The following is a 15907-nucleotide window of genomic DNA, read 5'->3' as shown; positions in this document are numbered from 1 at the left end:
ACGAGTGTCGGAGCCCTTTCGTCTCGACGGCGGACGCGCCATGGTCACCGGCGCCGGCCGCGGCATCGGCCGTGAGGTGGCAATGCTGCTGGCCCGCCAGGGCGCCCAGGTGACCGTCGTCGCCCGCACGGCCGCCGACGTCGAGGCGGTCGCCGGGGAGATCCGCGGCGCCGGCGGGACCGCGCACTGGATCGCCGCCGACTGCGCCGATCCCGTGGCCGCCGAACAGGCCGTGGCCAAGGCGGTCGACCGGATGGGCGGGCTGGACATCCTGGTCGGCAACGTCGGCGGCTGGGGCGACGTGCCGGGCTCCACAGGGCAGCTGACCGAGGCCACCGCGGCCGCGATCGACTCCGTGTTCGGGATGAACGTCAAGGCCCCGCTGCTCACGGTGATGGCCGCGGCCCGTGCGATGACCGCCCAGGGAACCGGCGGCGCCATCGTCTCCACCGCCTCGATCGACGGCCTGTTCCCCGCCCCGGGCGAAGCCCTGTACGGAGCGGCCAAGGCCGCCTTGATCAGCCTTACGGGCGCCCTCGCGTACGAACTCGGACCGAGCGGCATCCGGGTCAACGCCGTCGCCCCGGCCCTGATCGAGACCGCGATGACCCAGCCGTGGCTGACGGACCAGGACGACCGGCAGGACCGCGCCTCCCTCTATCCGCTGGGCCGGTTCGGCAACCCCGCCGACGTCGCCGCCGCGGTGCTCTACCTGTGCAGCGACCAGGCGGGCTGGATCTCGGGGGTCACCCTCCCGGTCCACGGCGGCCAGCAGGCCACCAGCGACGCCTTCCGCTGGGTGCGCGCCCACAACGCGGTACCGCCGCGCCGTCTCATCTGATGCCGGCCGTTCCGCCCGTCGGCGCACGTCCGGGGCGTCACGCGTCTGCGCCAGAAGACCGGAAGGAGAGCGATCGCATGCCCTCGCAGCCCCCCGTCCCCGGGGGTGAACGGCCCGCCCGGCGCGGGTCGCCGCTCCTGGCGATGCTCGGGACGCTGCCGTCCGTCAGCCTCCCGCTGGCCGGACTGCTGCTGTTCGCACTGGTCGGGGCGGCGCTCGCGCCGGTGGCGCTGACGATCGCCAACGGTCGCCTGGTCGACGTGGTGTCGGGCGCCGTCGCCCACGGCCAGGCCTCGGCGCTGCGGCAGGTCACCGTCCTGGGCATCCTGATCGCGCTCGGCTTCCTGCTCCAGCAGCTCCTGGTTGCGGTGGCCCAGCAGACGGCCGACACCCTCGGGCGGCGGCTCACCCGGCAGCTGCGGGACCGCGTCATGGCGGCCTCGCTCACCCCCACCGGCATCGGCCACTTGGAGGACACGGACACGCTCGACCTGGTGACGGGGGCGCAGGGGGTCGCCGCCGCCAGCTTCACCCCGCGCGACGCCCTGATCGCGACCGCGAACATCGGCGTGGCCAGGCTTCAGGCGGTGGCCTGCGCGGCCCTGATCGCCGTCTTCCACTGGTGGCTCGCCCTGGCCCTGCTGGCCGGCTTCGCCGTCCTGACCAGCGGGGTCGTCGCGGATTACCGGCGCGGCCAGCAGGCGTTGATGGGAACCCCGGCGCGGCTGCGGCGCCCGTCGTACGTACGCGACTTCGCGCGGGACCCGGACGCGGCCAAGGAGATCCGGGTCTTCGGGCTGCGCGACTGGCTCGACCTGCGCTTCCACCAGGAGTGGCGGGTCGCCATGGCGGACCTGTGGCAGACCCGCCGGGACGGCCGTCTCCTGATGCCCGCGCTCACCGCCGGGGTGATGGCCGTGCAGCTCGGCGGCTTCACAGTGCTGGGGCTCGCGGCCTCCCACGGCTCCCTGAGTGCGGGGCGCTTCACCGCCTACGCGGGCGCGCTGCTCGGGCTCAGTGCTGTCATGGGCGTCAGCCCGGACAACGTGAAGATCGACCAGGGGGCCGCCGCGATTCCGCTGGTCCGCGCGCTCGAACGCGCCCTGCCGTCCGCCCCTGCCCCGGCCCCCGTGCCCGCCGTCTCCGTATCCACCGCGCCTGTCCCCACCGCCCCGGCCGCGGACAGGCCGTCCGGCGGTCCGCCGCCGGCGATCCGGTTCGAGGCGGTCGACTTCCGTTACGCCGGGCGGTCCGAACCGGTCTTCAGCGGCTTCGACCTGGACATCCCGGCCGGTCGGTCCCTGGCCGTCGTCGGCGTCAACGGCGCGGGAAAGAGCACCCTGGTCAAGCTGCTGTCCGGCATGTACCGACCGCAGGCCGGCCGTGTCCTGATCGACGGCGTACCGCTGGCGGAGGCCGACACCGCCGGGTGGCAGCGGCGGATCGGCGCGGTCTTCCAGGACTTCGTCCACTACGAGTTGAGCGTCGCGGACAACGTGGGACTCGGCGCCGTCGAGCACCTCGACGACATGGAGGGCCTGCGGACCTGCGCCGACCAGGCCGGAGCGATGGAGCTGATCGACCGTCTGGACCACGGCTGGCAGAACATGCTGTCCGCCAGGTTCCCCGGCGGCCGTGACCTGTCCGGCGGCGAGTGGCAGCGGCTGGCGCTGGCCCGCGCACTGTTCGCGGTCCGGCACGGCGCCCGGCTGCTGATCCTCGACGAACCGGCCTCCGCCCTCGACGTACGGGCCGAGGCGGAGCTGAACGACCGGTTCCTCTCGCTCACCGAGGGAGTGACCTCCGTGCTCATCTCGCACCGCTTCTCCACGACCCGCCGAGCCGACCGAATCGTCGTACTCGAACACGGCACGGTCCTGGAGAGCGGCAGCCACGACGACCTCGTGGCCGCCGACGGGGCGTACGCCCGGATGTTCCGCATCCAGGCCGACCGGTTCGACGGCCCGCGCCCGGGTGGTGAGGCGCGTGCGTGAGTCCCTGCGCGGCCTCGCCGCCGCCTTCGCGCTGTCCTTCCGCGCCGACCGCGCCCGCGCGCTCCCCTTCACCGTCCTGTTCAGTCTCCGCCCGCTGACCCTGGTTGCCTCCGCGTACGGGCTCAAGCTGGCCGTCGAGGCCATCCAGGCCCACCACCTCGGCTCGACCATCCGGCTGGCAGCCGTCATCGCCCTGATCAACGCGCTCGGCTTCGCCGCCAGTTCGGTGGCGATCCGGCTGGCGGTCCCCCTCATCGAGCAGACCGCCCACCTGGTCGACCGGGAACACATGCGGCTGTCGACCACGTCGGTCGAGCCGGCCGAACGCTCCGGCTGGCTGGACGAACTCGAACTGCTGGCCGCCGACCGGATGCACTTGGCCGAAGGCTGCGATGTCACCTCGCTGCTCATCGGCGCCGTGCTGCGGGCCGTCGCCACCGGAGTCGCGCTCGCCTTCGTCAATCCGTACCTGCTGTTCCTGCCGCTACTCGCCTGGCCCTCGCTGGCGGCGGGCTCCCGGACGGAGCGGCTCAGGCAGCGGGCCCTCACCGACACGGCCGCCGACCAGCGCCATGCCCGCTTCCTGTTCGAACAGGCCACCCACGCCGGCCCGGCGAAGGAACTGCGCATCTACGGCCTGCGCGAGGAGTTCCGCAGCCGCCACCTGCGCCACCTGATCGCGGCCGACGCACGGCTGGACCGCGCCGGCGTGCGGGGAACGCTGTACGTCGCCGGCGGCTGGCTGGTCTTCGCCGCCGGTTACGCCGGGGCCGTGATCCTCGTGGCGCGCCAGGCAGTCACCGGCGGGACCGGCCTCGGTGACGTCGTACTGACCCTGACCCTGGTGGCCAGCGTCAGCCAGCAGATGGCGCAGACCGTGCGCTTCGGCAACGCGGTCAACAACAGCAAGGAGGCGGGGACCCGGCTGCTGCGGCTGCGGGCCCGAGCCCAGGCCGCCGCGGAACTCTGGACGGGCACCCTGCCGGCGCCGCGGCAGCTCACCCGGGGCATCGAACTGCGCGGTCTCGGCTACCGGTACGCCGACGCGGACCACGCCGCGCTCACCGACGCCGACCTGTTCCTGCCGGCCGGCAGCGTGGTCGGAGTGGTGGGCGACAACGGGGCCGGCAAGAGCACCCTGGTCCGTCTGCTGGCGGGACTGGCCACCCCCACACACGGAAGCATCCTGATCGACGGCACCGACCTGCGTGACCTCGACCTCGCCGACTGGCGCTCCCGGATCACCGCCGGCTTCCAGGACTTCGCCAAGCCCCAGTTCCTGCTGCGCGAGACCGTAGGCATGGGCGACCTCCCCCGGATCGACGACACCTTCGCCGTCACCGGCGCCCTGCGCGCCGCCGACGCCGAGACGCTCCCGGACACCCTCGGCGGGGGGCTGAGCACCCCGCTCGGGCGCAGCTTCGACGACGGAACCGACCTGTCCGGCGGACAGTGGCAGAAACTCGCCGTCGCCCGCGCCATGATGCGTCCCGCCCCGCTGCTGCTCCTGCTCGACGAGCCGACGGCGGCCATCGACCCGGCCGCAGAACAAGTCCTCCTCGACCGCTACGCGGCGGCGGCACGCGCCGTCGGCCGGGCCACCGGCGCGGTCACCCTGCTCGTCTCGCACCGGCTCGGCAGCATGCGCGACACCGATCTGATCGTGGTGCTGCGCGAGGGCCGGATCGCCGAGGTCGGCACGCACCACGAACTCCTCGCGCTCGACGGCTCGTACGCGCAGCTCCACGCACTGCAACGCCAGGCGTACCGGTGAGTGGAGGACCTGGTGTGCCGACCTCGTGACCTGATGCCCCGGCCGCTTCGGCGGACCACGGGTACCCGTCCGAAAGGAACCCCGCCCGATGCGTAGCGCCCGGCTGCACAGCCTGCCCTTCCACCCACCGGCCACCCCGCTGCAACGGCGGTTGTGGCTGACCACGCAGTACGCCCGGGACACGCCCGTCTACAACCTCGCCTACGCCTGGCGGATCGACGGACCGTTCGACCCAGCAGCCTTCCACGCCGCGCTGACCGCTATGACAGCCCGCCACGAAGCGCTGCGCACCACGTTCACCCTGCGGGAGGGGGAGCTGCTGCGCGTCGTTCACACCGAACTCCCGCCGGGCTTCACCCTCCTCGACGACGTCGCCGTATCCGATGTCCGGGAACTGGCCAGGCAGGAGGCTACGACCCGGTTCGACCTGGGCCGTGGTCCGCTGCTGCGCTGCCGGGTCCTGCGGCACGGTCCGAGCCGGCACAGCGTGCTGCTGACCACGCATCACGTGAGCGTGGACGGACGGGCGATGGGTGTCGTCCGGGAGGAGATCGCCGCCTGCTACGAGGCGTTCGTGCAGAAGCGGCCAGACGCGCTGCCCCCGGTCCACCGTCAGTTCTCCGACTTCGCCGCCTGGCAGCAGGAGGGGCTCGACACAGGGCGCTTCGATACCCAGATCGCGTACTGGAAGGAGCGGTTGGCGGACATCACCGGTCCCGCGCCACTGCCCTTCCTGAAGCCGCGGCCCATGGTCCGTAGACCGGACGCCCTGTGGGAGGAGATCTTCTGCGACGTGCCGCTCACCGCGGGCGCCCGCGCACTTGCCGTCGACGCGCGGACCAGTGTCTCCACCGTGCTGATCGCCGCGGTCGCCCGGTGGCTCGCCGGCGAGACCGGCCTCGGGGAGGCCCTGATCGGGATGTCGACGGCCGGACGGTCGCTGCCGGAGTTCGACCGCCTGGTGGGGCTGAGCACCAACACCGTCCCGCTGCGCATCCCGGTATCGGCGGCGACCACGGCCCAGCTGATCGACGAGACACGCTCGGTCATGCTCGCCGCGATGGACAACCAGGACGTGCCGTTCCCGCTGCTGATGCAGGAACTCGGGCTGCCCCGAACCCTGCCCGTCAACCCGCTCACCCATGTCCTGGTCGCCCTGCGTGACGGCCTCGGCCAACCGCTGCGGCTGGCCGGCGCCGAGACGACGACGCTCCCGGCGGCAGCCCTGTCCAGCAGCACCGACATCACGCTCGAACTCGGTCCGCAGCCCGACGGGACGATCCGTGGGGGGCTGCTGTACTCGCCGGACCTGATCGACCCGGCGGAAGCGGCACGGCTCGCCGCGGGGTTGGTCGGCGTGCTGGAACGTATGGCGTCGGAGCCGCGGCCGCCCAGGGAGGTTTCCCCCGTCGGGGCGCCTGAGCCGAGCGGGCCTCCGGAGGCCGGGCCGGGTGCCGCCGACGGAACAGCTCCAGGCCCCGGACCGGTTGCCGACTCCGGGCCGTCCTCCGCTCCGGCGCCGGTCGCGGAAACCGTTCCCCCGCCGACCGGCGATCCCTCGGTCCGTCAGCACACCAGTGGACTGTGGCAACGGCTGCTCGACGGCGCGGCGCCGACGGACGACGACGACTTCTTCGCCGCGGGAGGCGACTCGCTGCTCGCCGCGGAACTCATGGTGCTGCTCGGCGAGGCGCTGGACTGCTCGCTGCCCCTCGACCTGCCCATCGGCCGGCCCACCTTCGGGGCGATCGTCGCCGCGGTGACCGAGTACCGCGTCGGGGGGCGGCAGTGAGCACGGCCGAGCCGGCGATCGTGGTCAAGTACGGGGGCGCGGCGATGGACGGCGGCCGTCTGTCCACCACCGCGATGCGGGATCTGACCGTGCTGGCCGGCGACGGCCGGCGGCTCGTCCTGGTACACGGGGGCGGCCGTACGGTGACCGAGGAGGCCGCCCGGCGCGGTCTGACCCCGCGCTTCGTCGATGGTCTGCGCGTCACCGACCCGGACATGATGGACGTCGTCCGCATGGTGCTCGTCGGCCGGATCAACAAGGACCTGGTCGGTCAGCTCCAGGGCGTCGGCGTACCGGCGATCGGACTCTCCGGCGAGGACGCCGGGCTGATGACGGCGCGCACGCTGAGGGTCGACGGCGTCGCCAGGTTCGGCAGGGTGGGCGAGGTGGCAGCGGTCGACACGAAGGTGCTGACCATGGCGTGGGAGGCGGGTCTGATACCGGTGGTCGCCAGCGTCGCGCCGGATGCCGCGGGCCTGCCCCACAACGTCAACGCCGACACCGCTGCGGCCGCGCTGGCCGTCGCTCTGCCCGCCGACCGTCTGGTCTACGTCAGCGATGTGGAAGGGCTGATGGCCGATCCGGCCGATCCCGCGTCGATCATCCCGCGCATGGGCAGCGCCGACCTCGCGGCGCTGCTGCGCGACCGGCCTCCGCGGGACGGCATGATGCCGAAGCTGTCCGGCGCCCTCACAGCCCTCCGCTCGGGTGTGCCCGTCGTCCGGCTGGTCGGAGATGACTCACTGCTCAGCGCCTCCACCGCCGACACCAGCCGGGGGACCACCCTGCACGTGTGACGGCGCACCCCATCAGGTCAGCGCCAGACGTAGAGGAGGGAGCCGCGGGAGGGGTTCAGCCGAACCGCCCAAGAGGCCGGGACGTCGGCCCGCTCCACCCGCTGGAAGGCGAAGCGCTCGAACAACCCACGCTTCGGCGGACACAGTGGCTGGCGCGGAAGGACACCGAGCCCTTCTGGCGGCACTGTACGTGTTCATCGACGACCATGCGGCACCCCGTCGCAGGATCGGGCGACCCTCGAAACTGACGGACGCCGAACTGCTGCGCCTTGCGGGCGCCCAGGCATGGCTGGGGTTCCCTCGGCCCGGCACTGGATCCGCTTCGCCCACGCCAGGCTGGGGCACCTGTTCGCTGCCTGCCCCAGCAATCGGCCTACAACGAGCGCCTGACCGCGGCCGGGCCGCTGATCAGCCACTGCCCCACGAGGGGGCGGGGGAGTAGATGGACGGGACCGTCCAGCGGACAGCGGTGGGTGAGGCAGACGTGGCACGCCGTAGACGTTTGCGGCGCGGCACGGTCTGGGGCGGGGCCGCGGGCGTGTCTCGCATCGTGCCGATCGCCATCGACGGCACAGAGCACCTGCCCTGGTGGCTCAACCTGACGTTCTGCCTCGCCATGGGCATCACGGCAGGCATTACCGGGGCGATGACCTCCCATCGGGACGGCACCAAGGCCGAAGTCCGCAGGGACACGCTCGAGGCGGGCGAGAGGGAACTGAGCCAGTACCGGGTGAAGCTGGTCCCCGACGGCGCTCCGGCGCCTGCGTCCTTCAAGGAGAACGAATACACGTCCTACTCCCTTACGACCACCACCCATCGGCTCCAGCTGTGGGAGTTCGGCTATCTGCCTCAGTGGAGCCGACCATGGGGAGAACTGCGCCTGACCATGGAGGGTCACGTCCTGGTCGTCACCGGGCCGCAGGGCCTGCTCGGTCGATTCGTCCTGGGAAGGAATGTCGTACCGGAGGAAGTCGTCCTGGTCTCGAACCGTCTACGCACCCGCGCACCCGGCCGGTCGTCACCCGCATCGCCAACGGCTCCCGTACGGACTGAGCGGGCGGGAGGAGATGCACTCGCCGTCGGTGAGGAGCACGCGGACCTGTGGCGACCCAGGCCCCGTCACCGATGACCGACGGTCACAGCCGCCTGCAGACCGGCTCGCCGGACGCGGCTGGCAGCGTCTGGGCGCTACGCAACGGGTGTGCGGGTGTGCGGGTGTGGGAGGAGCCGGTCACCTACGGCGGCCGTGGAAGATGCCCCATCTCAGGTGGCCCTTGCGGCAGGCGGCAGCCACTTGGGGCAGGTTCCTTTCCAGGCGGTCCCGATACCCGGCACTGACGGCGTTGACGAGTCCCGGTGTCGGTGTTCGGACCTCGTCGACGAGGCGTTCATAGTGAGTCAGCATGTGATCGCTGAGATCCTCGAAGCCGGTGTCGGAGAACTCGAGCGCCCGCAGTTGCTCCTCATAGAAGCCCGGCGTGGCGAATCCGCTGATGGTCAAGCGCTCCGCGAGCGGGCGTACCTCGCCCTCAGGGGCGCCCTCGGCGGCCATGATGTCGGTGAAGACCAGGCGGCCGCCGGGCTTGAGAACGCGCCTGGCCTCCCGCAGCGCTTGGGGCCGGTCGCCACTGTGGCACAGGGCATCCTGGGACCAGACGACATCGAAGCTCCCGTCGGGGGCAGGGATGTCGTGGAAAGAACCGGTCACCACCTCGATGCGCTCGTCTAGGCCGCGCCGGAAGTTCAGTTCTCGGTGCCGGCGGTTTTGAACCTCGCTGATGTTCAGGGCCACAACGTGGCAGGCGAACTCCCCGGCCAGGCGGCGGGCCGCGCCTCCGTAGCCGGACCCCATGTCCAGCACCGTGCTGTCGGGACCGAGCGCGTCAGCCACCTTCGCAGCCAGCCGCTCCACCGTGCGCCCGGATGCGGCGCCGACCGCCTCCCGCACATCTGCATACACCCCGATGTGAATGTCCTCCCCGCCCCACGCCTGGGTGTAGAAACCATCGATGTCAGGCGCGTTGTAGTAGACACGTGCCGCATCCGCGGCCTGAGCCGCAATGTCCTCAGCCATGAACCATTCCTCGGCACATCCCGCCCCCCACAAACCCCGTTTCCAGACACCCCCAACTACCCCCACCCTCCATCAACTGAACACACGCTGACCGAGCTCGACCGCACCGTAACCCGCGCAGAGAGTGCAACCTCCGAAGTCCTCAGCCGCCTCTACTAGGCCGTTTCGTTCGGCTCATTCGACGCCATCTCACCGCGTGGATCGCGAGCGTCCGCGCGGCCCAGCTGCGCTACCTCCACTCCTTCACCAACGGCCTCGAACTCGACCGCCCAGCCGTCGACGCCGGCCTCACCCTCCAGCACCACAACGGCCGGACCGCAGGCGCACCCTTCGTTACCACCGATTACGGGGCTCTGTCCCGTAATCGGTGGTAACGAGGGGTGACGGTCAGTGCAGGAGGATGCGGTGGCGGAGGAGGTCGAAGCCCGCGCGGCCGTGCATCTGCCTCATGATCCGTTTGGTGCGGGTGTTGACGCCTTCGGTCCGCCCATTGTGGTGCGGGAGGGTGAGGCCGGCGTTGACGGCTGCGCGGTCGAGTTCGAGACCGTTCGCAAAGGCGTGGAGGTAGGGCAGCTGGGCCGTGCGGACGCCGACGATCCACGCGGTCAGTTTCTTGTCGTTGCCTGCGGCCGGAGTAAGGAGCTGTGCGAACTCCCGGATAAATGAGGCTAGCTGGGCCATCTCAGGGCAGGCTGCGGTGAGCTCGGCGAGGAGGCGTGTGTCCTTGTCCCGGAGGTGGTCGGGATGGGTGAGCAGGAGGCGGGCCAACCATCGCGGGGTGGTGACGGGCCGGTCGCCTTCGGCCCGGCCCTGGGTGATGTAGCGGTAGAGGAGGTTGAAGCTGCCGGTGTAGCCCTGCTCCTGGACCTCGCGGAACAGCTGTTTCACGGGGACGGCGGGGTCGGCCGCACGGCGTTCGCGCAGGTGGTCGCGGTAGGGGTCGACCAGGGTTGGCCGGTAACGCGGCGCCCGACGCAGGGCCTCGGGTTCACGGGTGCGCGCGTAGCGTTCGACGGTGTTGAGGGACAGGTTCAGGCGGCGGGCGCATTCGAGCAGGCCGACGCCCTTGCCGAGGAGGTCGTGGATCTGGTGCCAGCGTTCGCGGGTGGTCTGCTCGTGGACGCCGGCCGGACGGGGCGTGTTCGCAGTGGCCCAGCAGGCGCTGTGGGAGCGGACCTCGGCCAGGGTCTTCTCGCACAGGTTCTTCCACAGGTGCCAGCGGTCGCTGACCTGCACCGCAGCGGGCAGGGCCCGGCGCACGGCCTCCCCGTATGCGCCGGAGCCATCGCTGCAGACGACCTCGACGCCGGGGTGCTCGCGCAGCCATCTCTCCAGGGCGTCGGCGCCGGGGCCCGGGAGTACGTCGATGCGTTCGCCGGTTTCGGTATCAATGAGGACAGTCGCGTAGCGGTGGCGGCGCTTGAGCGCGAAGTCGTCGACGCCGAGGACGCGCGGCACCCGCACCACGGGCAAGGGCAGGTGGGCCAGAAGTCTGAGGGCGGTCGAGCGGGATATCGCCGCAGCCAGGACACGGGAGAGGCGGGCGCCCGCCCGTCCCGCTAACTCCTTCACCACAGAGCCGAGCTGGTCGGCGAGCCGGCATGTGCGCCGCTGATAGCGTTCGATCAGGCCTGGGACCTGTTCACGGAACGTCTGTCGGGGGCAGCCCAGGACCGGACAGACCAGGCGCCGGACCTGTACCGACACCACGACCCGCCTGCCGTCCGCCGGCACGTCCGCGATCGTACGCCGGTGGATGCCGTGCACCCGCCCCGTCGGCTGCCCGCACGCCGGGCACTGCACCGGCTCGTCCCGCGTCCGGGCCCGCACCCGGATGAACTCGCCCTCGTCCGCCACATCCTCGACGACCAGCGATGCAAGTCCCGAAAACACCACGCCCACAAGGTCGTTGACATCCTCCATGCTCCGTCAACGACGACCGTCACCCCTCGTTACCACCGATTACGGGACAGAGCCGATTACGGGACAGAGCCGTTGACCGTACAGACCCCAAAGTCACCGGCATTGCGGCTAGACCAGCACCTTCGCGTCGGCCGGGGGCTCGGCGGCGACCTCGCGGATGCGCCAGAGCGGGGCGCAGGAGACCAGGAGCAGGACGGCTCCGAGGGGTATGAGGTCCTTGTCGGCGAAGGGCAGGGTGGTGTCGATGAGGACCAGGAGCGGGGCCCACGGCTCGAGCACGCCCCGCTTGGCGAGCTGGGAGACAAGGACCAGCTGGCCGACGAAGAACAGCAGCGGGCCGAAGTCGTAGAACGCCGGGAGCACGCCAGGTATGTCCTGGACCCGGGTGAACAGTTCGTCCATGGCGCCCCGGTCCGCCGACAGGAACCCGACCACCATGTCGATGGCGAACTGCACGCCGACGGCTATCGCTCCCGCCGTGCCGGTCCACAGCCCTACGGTGGACAACCGGTTGCCGCCCGCCGCAGCGCGCATCGCCGCGAAGCCCCGTACGAAGAAGACGAGCGCGCCGAGGAAGCATAGGTGGCCCAGGCTCCACGCGAGGCCCGGACCGCGGCTGCCGTCGAGCCCATCGATGATGCGGATGACACCGTAGGCGCCCATCAGAACGGGCGCGGCCAGGAAAGCAGTTCGTGAGTTGATCATGCAAATGACGCTATGGGAGCGGACCCCCGAACCACATCCGGCACCAACCCCTGAGATCCCCTGAGAGATGCCCCGAAGAGGTCGTACGGGCAGGCGCGTCGACGGTCAGCGGCCCCCGCGCGGGCGCATGCCGTCGAGGGCGAGGCCGATGAAGCGGCGCCACTCGCCGCTGTCGGTGCGGATGACCGCGGACAGGCCGCCGACGAGCATGTAGACGTCGCCGACGGTGAGGTCCTCCCGGAGGGTACCGGCCGCCCGCCCCTGGTCGATCAGGGTTCCGACCACGTCTTCGAGCTGCGCGAGCGTCTCCCCGCCGGGTGCCGACGTGCCCAGGGCCGCCGCGACGCAGGCCGTCAGCCCCCGGCTCTCGGAGAGGATCCGGCCGACGTGGTGGAGGTACCGGGCCAGACCCTGACCCGACTCGGGGTCGCGCAGGCAGTCAGCGTGCGCGAGGCGCAGGATCTCGGCGAACCGGTGCTTCGCCGCGGCCTCCACGAGGGCCTGCCTGGAGGGGAAGTGCCGGTACAGGGTGCCGACGCCGACCCCGGCGGCGCGCGCCACCTCGGGCATCTGGACCTCGTCGCCCCGTTCCTCGAACAGTGCGCACGCCGCCGCCAGTACGCGGGCCCGGTTGCGCTCCGCGTCGGCACGCGGCTTGCGCCCAGGGGGTGTTGACGGCGTTGACAAGCTCACCACTCCTCTGCCTAACTTTATCCGGAATCGGAATCGGAATCCGATTCCGGATTTGATTATGCCATGCGAGGAGGGCTACATCCGTGTCTGTAGACCGTTTCATCCTGCTGGAGCCGGGCGCCGCCCGGCCGGGCCGGATCCCGTTGCCGCCCGCCTTCGCCGTCAAGGCGATGACCGACGACACGGAAGGCAGGTTCTCGCTGCTGGAGGTGACCGTGGCGAAGGACATTCCCCGGCACACCCACCACCAGGCGGACGAGGGCATCTACGTACTGGAGGGCATCCTGGAGATCGAGTTCGACGAGCAGACGCACTCGGCGCCGAAGGGGACCTTCGCCCTGCTGCCCCGCTGCGTCCCGCACGCGCTGCGCCGCGCCTCCGACCCGCCGCCCCGAGTCCTGCAGATCTCATCCCCCGGAGGCTGGGAGCACTACGTCGAGGACCTGATCGAGGCGGGGCCTACGGTCTTCACCGACGGGCAGTTGGACCCCGCGAAGATCAACCCCATCGCAGCCAGGCACCACATCAGCTACGACGAGCAGAAGTGAGCGCACCGCACGTGATCGAGGGGAGACCCCGTGTCCCTGAAGCCCACCGGCACCGTCCTCGCGGATCTGATCGGCGCGGCCGTCATCTACTTCGGGGCGAACTTCCTGATCAACCCGCACGGCACGGCGGGGGGTTTGAGCATCACCCCCTGGCCGTACGGGAACGCGACCGGCTACTTCACCGTCAAGGTCGTCCGCGACATCGCCTCAGGGCTCGTCGCCCTCACCTGCTCGCTCGCGATGGGCCAGCGCCGGGCTCGGGGCTGTCTGTGTACTGCTGGCCGACGCCGTCATCCCCATCGGCGACGCGGGGCACCCGTCCCCATCGACCAGGTTGCCCTCTCCGGCGACGGTGCTGTCCTGACCGATGTCCTCAACACTGCCTGGGCCGAAGTCCCCTGGGATGCAGTCTGACAAGCACCACGTCACCTGGAACGAAGTGTCGCCGTGCACAGGCGATTGACTGCCGCTTCGAGTGCGGACGCGGGAGAATGAGGACACGCAGGGCCGTTCCTGAGCCGCGTTCTGGATGGTCGTGATCAGCCCGCCAACCAGCTGGGCTGAGCAGATCAGACCGCTGCGCTTCCTGTACCCGTGGCGCTGGCCAAGGCCGCGGCCGTCAACTGCAGGTTGGATGACACACGAGGTTGAAGATCAAACTTAGGCTCGGGTGACGTCCTGCTTGCGACTGCCGTCGGAATCCAGGGCTGTAACGGTGAAGCAGACGGCAGCTCCGAGACCGAGGAAGAAGAAGACCGGGTTGACGTAGCCGGGGACGGAGACGGCGTAGTCGCCGATGTCGTCGGTCTCGCACACGAAGCGCAAGGGCATGTACTCCACCCGGTAGCCGGTGATTCCTTCCGCCCGCTGCTCCCAGCCCGGCGTGCGGCAGGGCGGAATGGGGATCGAGTTCGTTCCGCCGTCCTCTGCCGACATGACCGCGCCGGTGACGTGCAGCAGGCCCCAGGTGTATACACCCAACGCGATCGCCGCTTGCGCGAAACCGGCAGTGCGCAGCCAGACGTGGCTGTCGGCCAGCCGCGGCCCGCCGGCCCGGGCCGGAACCCCGACGGCCCGACCCGCGAAGACGAACGGAAGGATCAGACCGGCCGGGACGAGAAGCAGGAGGAAGAAGGCCACCAGCCGACTTCAGCAGGGCTGTGGGAGCGAGGGCTGTGCCGGAGCCCACAGTTCCGGCAACAGTTTCGTAACTGGCCCGGCAGCGCGGCCGCGGTGCGGAACACTCGCGCGGTATCCATACGAACCGGCTGAGGCGCCGTACCGCGGCCTGATCTTTTCACGACGAGGCGTGGCACTGGGCGATGCCTGCAATCCACGGCGATCGGTACGTAGCGGAACACCGCAGGCTGATTCATCCGTCACCTGACTACCGAGCCCTTGGGTAGCCAATCAACGAGCACATTCGAACACCGTTGCAACCCTCCGCGAACGCTCCCCAAGATCTGTGCCAGAACCCCCTTCTCAGTTACGCAGCCACTCGTGGACAGCGAGGTGGTCGGGGCGGCGGCTGACCGCGGCCGGGGCGGCTACTGAGGTTCTCGGGTTGGCGTCGGGTAGTGACGGGTAGTGATCCCTGCGGTATGCCGGTGCTATGCGGTATGGGGGCCTCCGACGCTGTCGCGGTGGCTGACGTGTGGCTGCGTGCCTTCGCGGCAGCGCTTCCGGGCGTGCGCCGGGCGCATACGGACGACCAGGTGCGGTCATGGTTCCGGGATGTGGTCGTGCCGGGCCAGGAGACGTGGGTGGCGATGGTCGATGGCTCGATGGCTCGGTGGTCGGGCCTCGATGCCGGGCTTGGCCCCCTCGGTCAGCGAGTCGAGGCCTGCGTGCGTCTGGCCAGGCTTGAGGCGGGACCGCGGAGCCACAGGCGCACTTTCGCCCCTCTACACAAGGTGGCAAGGAGGTCGTGGCGGGCCTGTCCCGGGTAGGCGTCCTGGAGCCTGTCGTGAAGCCGCTCTTGAGCACACGGCTTTGTCGGAGCCGATTCGGCCTGCCGGTGACATGTCGGACACCCCTGCGGGTCTGCTGGTTCGAAGAGGTGCATATAGCGGGTGACCTGGTGCTCTGGAATGCCGCAGAGCGTCCCGCTCTCGGCCATCGCATGTTCGACGCCGGGAACATTTGCCAGCTCGCCGGCACCGATGCTGGCTGCCTCCCGTGCGGTCGCGAAGGATCATCCGCCATCCGGGTCATGAATCACGCGGGCGAGCATGCCACAGCTATCTGTCCTGGTCAGCTTGGGTATGTCCGCGCCGGGTTGAGGGGTCCCGACCTCACGGAGTCGTGTCGACCTTCTTGGCTTCTGGAACAGCGGCACGACTCTGACCGTACTTCTCGAACTGGACCCAGGTCTGTCCGGTACCAATCGGAAGCTGACCCCGGACAGCTGAGCAGTCCTGCCGTTCAGCGGTCGCTGCTGATGCCCTCGGCATGGGCGGGCAGGCACTCCCGCGAGGGGTGCCAGGCGATTGCGAGTTCCGGTCCGGCGGAGGCCGTGCTGTCGGTTGTGCTGTTCCGTGGTGGCATGGATCACTGGGTCACTCGGGTCGAGAACTGAAGTGCCAGTTGACGGACGGCTTCCACCCCGAGGCGGGGGAGAGGCTCAGCGGTGTGTTCGGAGCCGGGCGTAGGCGTGGCCTGCTTGTGTCGCCTAGGGCCTGTGTGCTGTTGTGATCATTCGGCGGCTTTCAGGAGGTCGTCGATCCAGATCATTGCGGCGCGGAGGTGGAGGCCGGCGAGGTAGCT

At 70.4% G+C, this 15907-nt stretch carries 13 protein-coding genes and 1 pseudogene; 9 read left to right on the top strand and 5 right to left on the bottom strand.

What is annotated here, in order from left to right; translation table 11 throughout:
* The first annotated feature begins 4 nt into the window (after window positions 1–4).
* The 6 genes from ACFYOB_RS35720 (at window position 5) to ACFYOB_RS35695 (ending at window position 8327) form a co-directional block, all read left to right on the top strand.
* Entirely contained in the window at window positions 5–841 is an 837-nt protein-coding gene (locus ACFYOB_RS35720) for an SDR family NAD(P)-dependent oxidoreductase (RefSeq protein WP_388567590.1), read from the top strand.
* A gap of 77 nt (window positions 842–918) precedes the next feature.
* Window positions 919–2835: an ABC transporter ATP-binding protein gene (locus tag ACFYOB_RS35715; RefSeq protein ID WP_388567587.1), complete on the top strand. Its 1917-nt coding sequence runs from the start codon at window positions 919–921 to the stop codon at window positions 2833–2835.
* Window positions 2828–4609 carry an ATP-binding cassette domain-containing protein gene (locus tag ACFYOB_RS35710; RefSeq protein ID WP_388567584.1) on the top strand — a complete coding sequence of 594 codons (1782 nt, stop codon included), beginning with the start codon at window positions 2828–2830 and terminating at the stop codon, window positions 4607–4609. The genes ACFYOB_RS35715 and ACFYOB_RS35710 overlap by 8 nt, the downstream gene beginning before the upstream one ends.
* Window positions 4610–4697: 88 nt before the next feature.
* Complete coding sequence (locus ACFYOB_RS35705) at window positions 4698–6401, top strand: condensation domain-containing protein (protein WP_388567582.1); 1704 nt, start codon at window positions 4698–4700, stop codon at window positions 6399–6401.
* A complete protein-coding gene (gene argB, locus ACFYOB_RS35700) occupies window positions 6398–7198 on the top strand; it encodes an acetylglutamate kinase (protein ID WP_388567579.1) in 801 nt (266 codons plus the stop codon). The genes ACFYOB_RS35705 and argB overlap by 4 nt, the downstream gene beginning before the upstream one ends.
* A gap of 538 nt (window positions 7199–7736) precedes the next feature.
* Complete coding sequence (locus ACFYOB_RS35695) at window positions 7737–8327, top strand: hypothetical protein (RefSeq protein ID WP_388567577.1); 591 nt, start codon at window positions 7737–7739, stop codon at window positions 8325–8327.
* 102 nt (window positions 8328–8429) lie between these two features.
* Here ACFYOB_RS35695 and ACFYOB_RS35690 read toward each other — a convergent pair whose 3' ends face one another.
* From ACFYOB_RS35690 to ACFYOB_RS35675, 4 genes are all read right to left on the bottom strand, one after another.
* Window positions 8430–9272 carry an SAM-dependent methyltransferase gene (locus tag ACFYOB_RS35690; protein WP_388567574.1) on the bottom strand — a complete coding sequence of 281 codons (843 nt, stop codon included), beginning with the start codon at window positions 9270–9272 and terminating at the stop codon, window positions 8430–8432.
* 387 nt (window positions 9273–9659) lie between these two features.
* Entirely contained in the window at window positions 9660–11165 is a 1506-nt protein-coding gene (locus tag ACFYOB_RS35685; protein ID WP_388567697.1) for an ISL3 family transposase, read from the bottom strand.
* Window positions 11166–11303: 138 nt separating this feature from the next.
* Window positions 11304–11900, bottom strand: coding sequence for a hypothetical protein (locus ACFYOB_RS35680; RefSeq protein ID WP_388567571.1), 597 nt, complete (start codon window positions 11898–11900; stop codon window positions 11304–11306).
* A gap of 105 nt (window positions 11901–12005) precedes the next feature.
* On the bottom strand, window positions 12006–12593 hold the full coding sequence (locus ACFYOB_RS35675) for a TetR/AcrR family transcriptional regulator (RefSeq protein ID WP_388567568.1): 588 nt from the start codon (window positions 12591–12593) through the stop codon (window positions 12006–12008).
* 83 nt (window positions 12594–12676) lie between these two features.
* Here ACFYOB_RS35675 and ACFYOB_RS35670 point away from each other — a divergent pair, with 83 nt between their 5' ends.
* Complete coding sequence (locus ACFYOB_RS35670; RefSeq protein WP_388567565.1) at window positions 12677–13141, top strand: cupin domain-containing protein; 465 nt, start codon at window positions 12677–12679, stop codon at window positions 13139–13141.
* A 30-nt stretch (window positions 13142–13171) separates the two neighbouring features.
* Window positions 13172–13555: a DUF4267 domain-containing protein gene (locus tag ACFYOB_RS35665; RefSeq protein WP_388567563.1), complete on the top strand. Its 384-nt coding sequence runs from the start codon at window positions 13172–13174 to the stop codon at window positions 13553–13555.
* 246 nt (window positions 13556–13801) lie between these two features.
* Here ACFYOB_RS35665 and ACFYOB_RS35660 read toward each other — a convergent pair whose 3' ends face one another.
* Window positions 13802–14281 (bottom strand): hypothetical protein, encoded by a 480-nt coding sequence (locus ACFYOB_RS35660; RefSeq protein WP_388567561.1) that lies wholly within the window; start codon window positions 14279–14281, stop codon window positions 13802–13804.
* 461 nt (window positions 14282–14742) lie between these two features.
* Here ACFYOB_RS35660 and ACFYOB_RS35655 point away from each other — a divergent pair.
* Window positions 14743–14910, top strand: a pseudogene (locus ACFYOB_RS35655) (GNAT family N-acetyltransferase); the annotation flags it as partial.
* Window positions 14911–15907: the final 997 nt, after the last annotated feature.

It is taken from the genome of Streptomyces sp. NPDC006463 (assembly GCF_042870715.1).
In the GTDB taxonomy this organism is placed as follows: Bacteria; Actinomycetota; Actinomycetes; order Streptomycetales; family Streptomycetaceae; genus Streptomyces.
Note: the sequence above shows the minus strand (reverse complement) of the source record. Positions and strands in the feature narration are given on the sequence as shown.

Bases quoted from the DNA above. Each gene is read 5' to 3' on its own strand.
- ACFYOB_RS35715 (WP_388567587.1), top strand. From the start codon at position 919: ATGCCCTCGCAGCCCCCCGTCCCCGGGGGTGAACGGCCCGCCCGGCGC.
- ACFYOB_RS35705 (WP_388567582.1), top strand. From the start codon at position 4,698: ATGCGTAGCGCCCGGCTGCACAGCCTGCCCTTCCACCCACCGGCCACC.
- ACFYOB_RS35690 (WP_388567574.1), bottom strand. From the start codon at position 9,272: ATGGCTGAGGACATTGCGGCTCAGGCCGCGGATGCGGCACGTGTCTAC.
- ACFYOB_RS35680 (WP_388567571.1), bottom strand. From the start codon at position 11,900: ATGATCAACTCACGAACTGCTTTCCTGGCCGCGCCCGTTCTGATGGGC.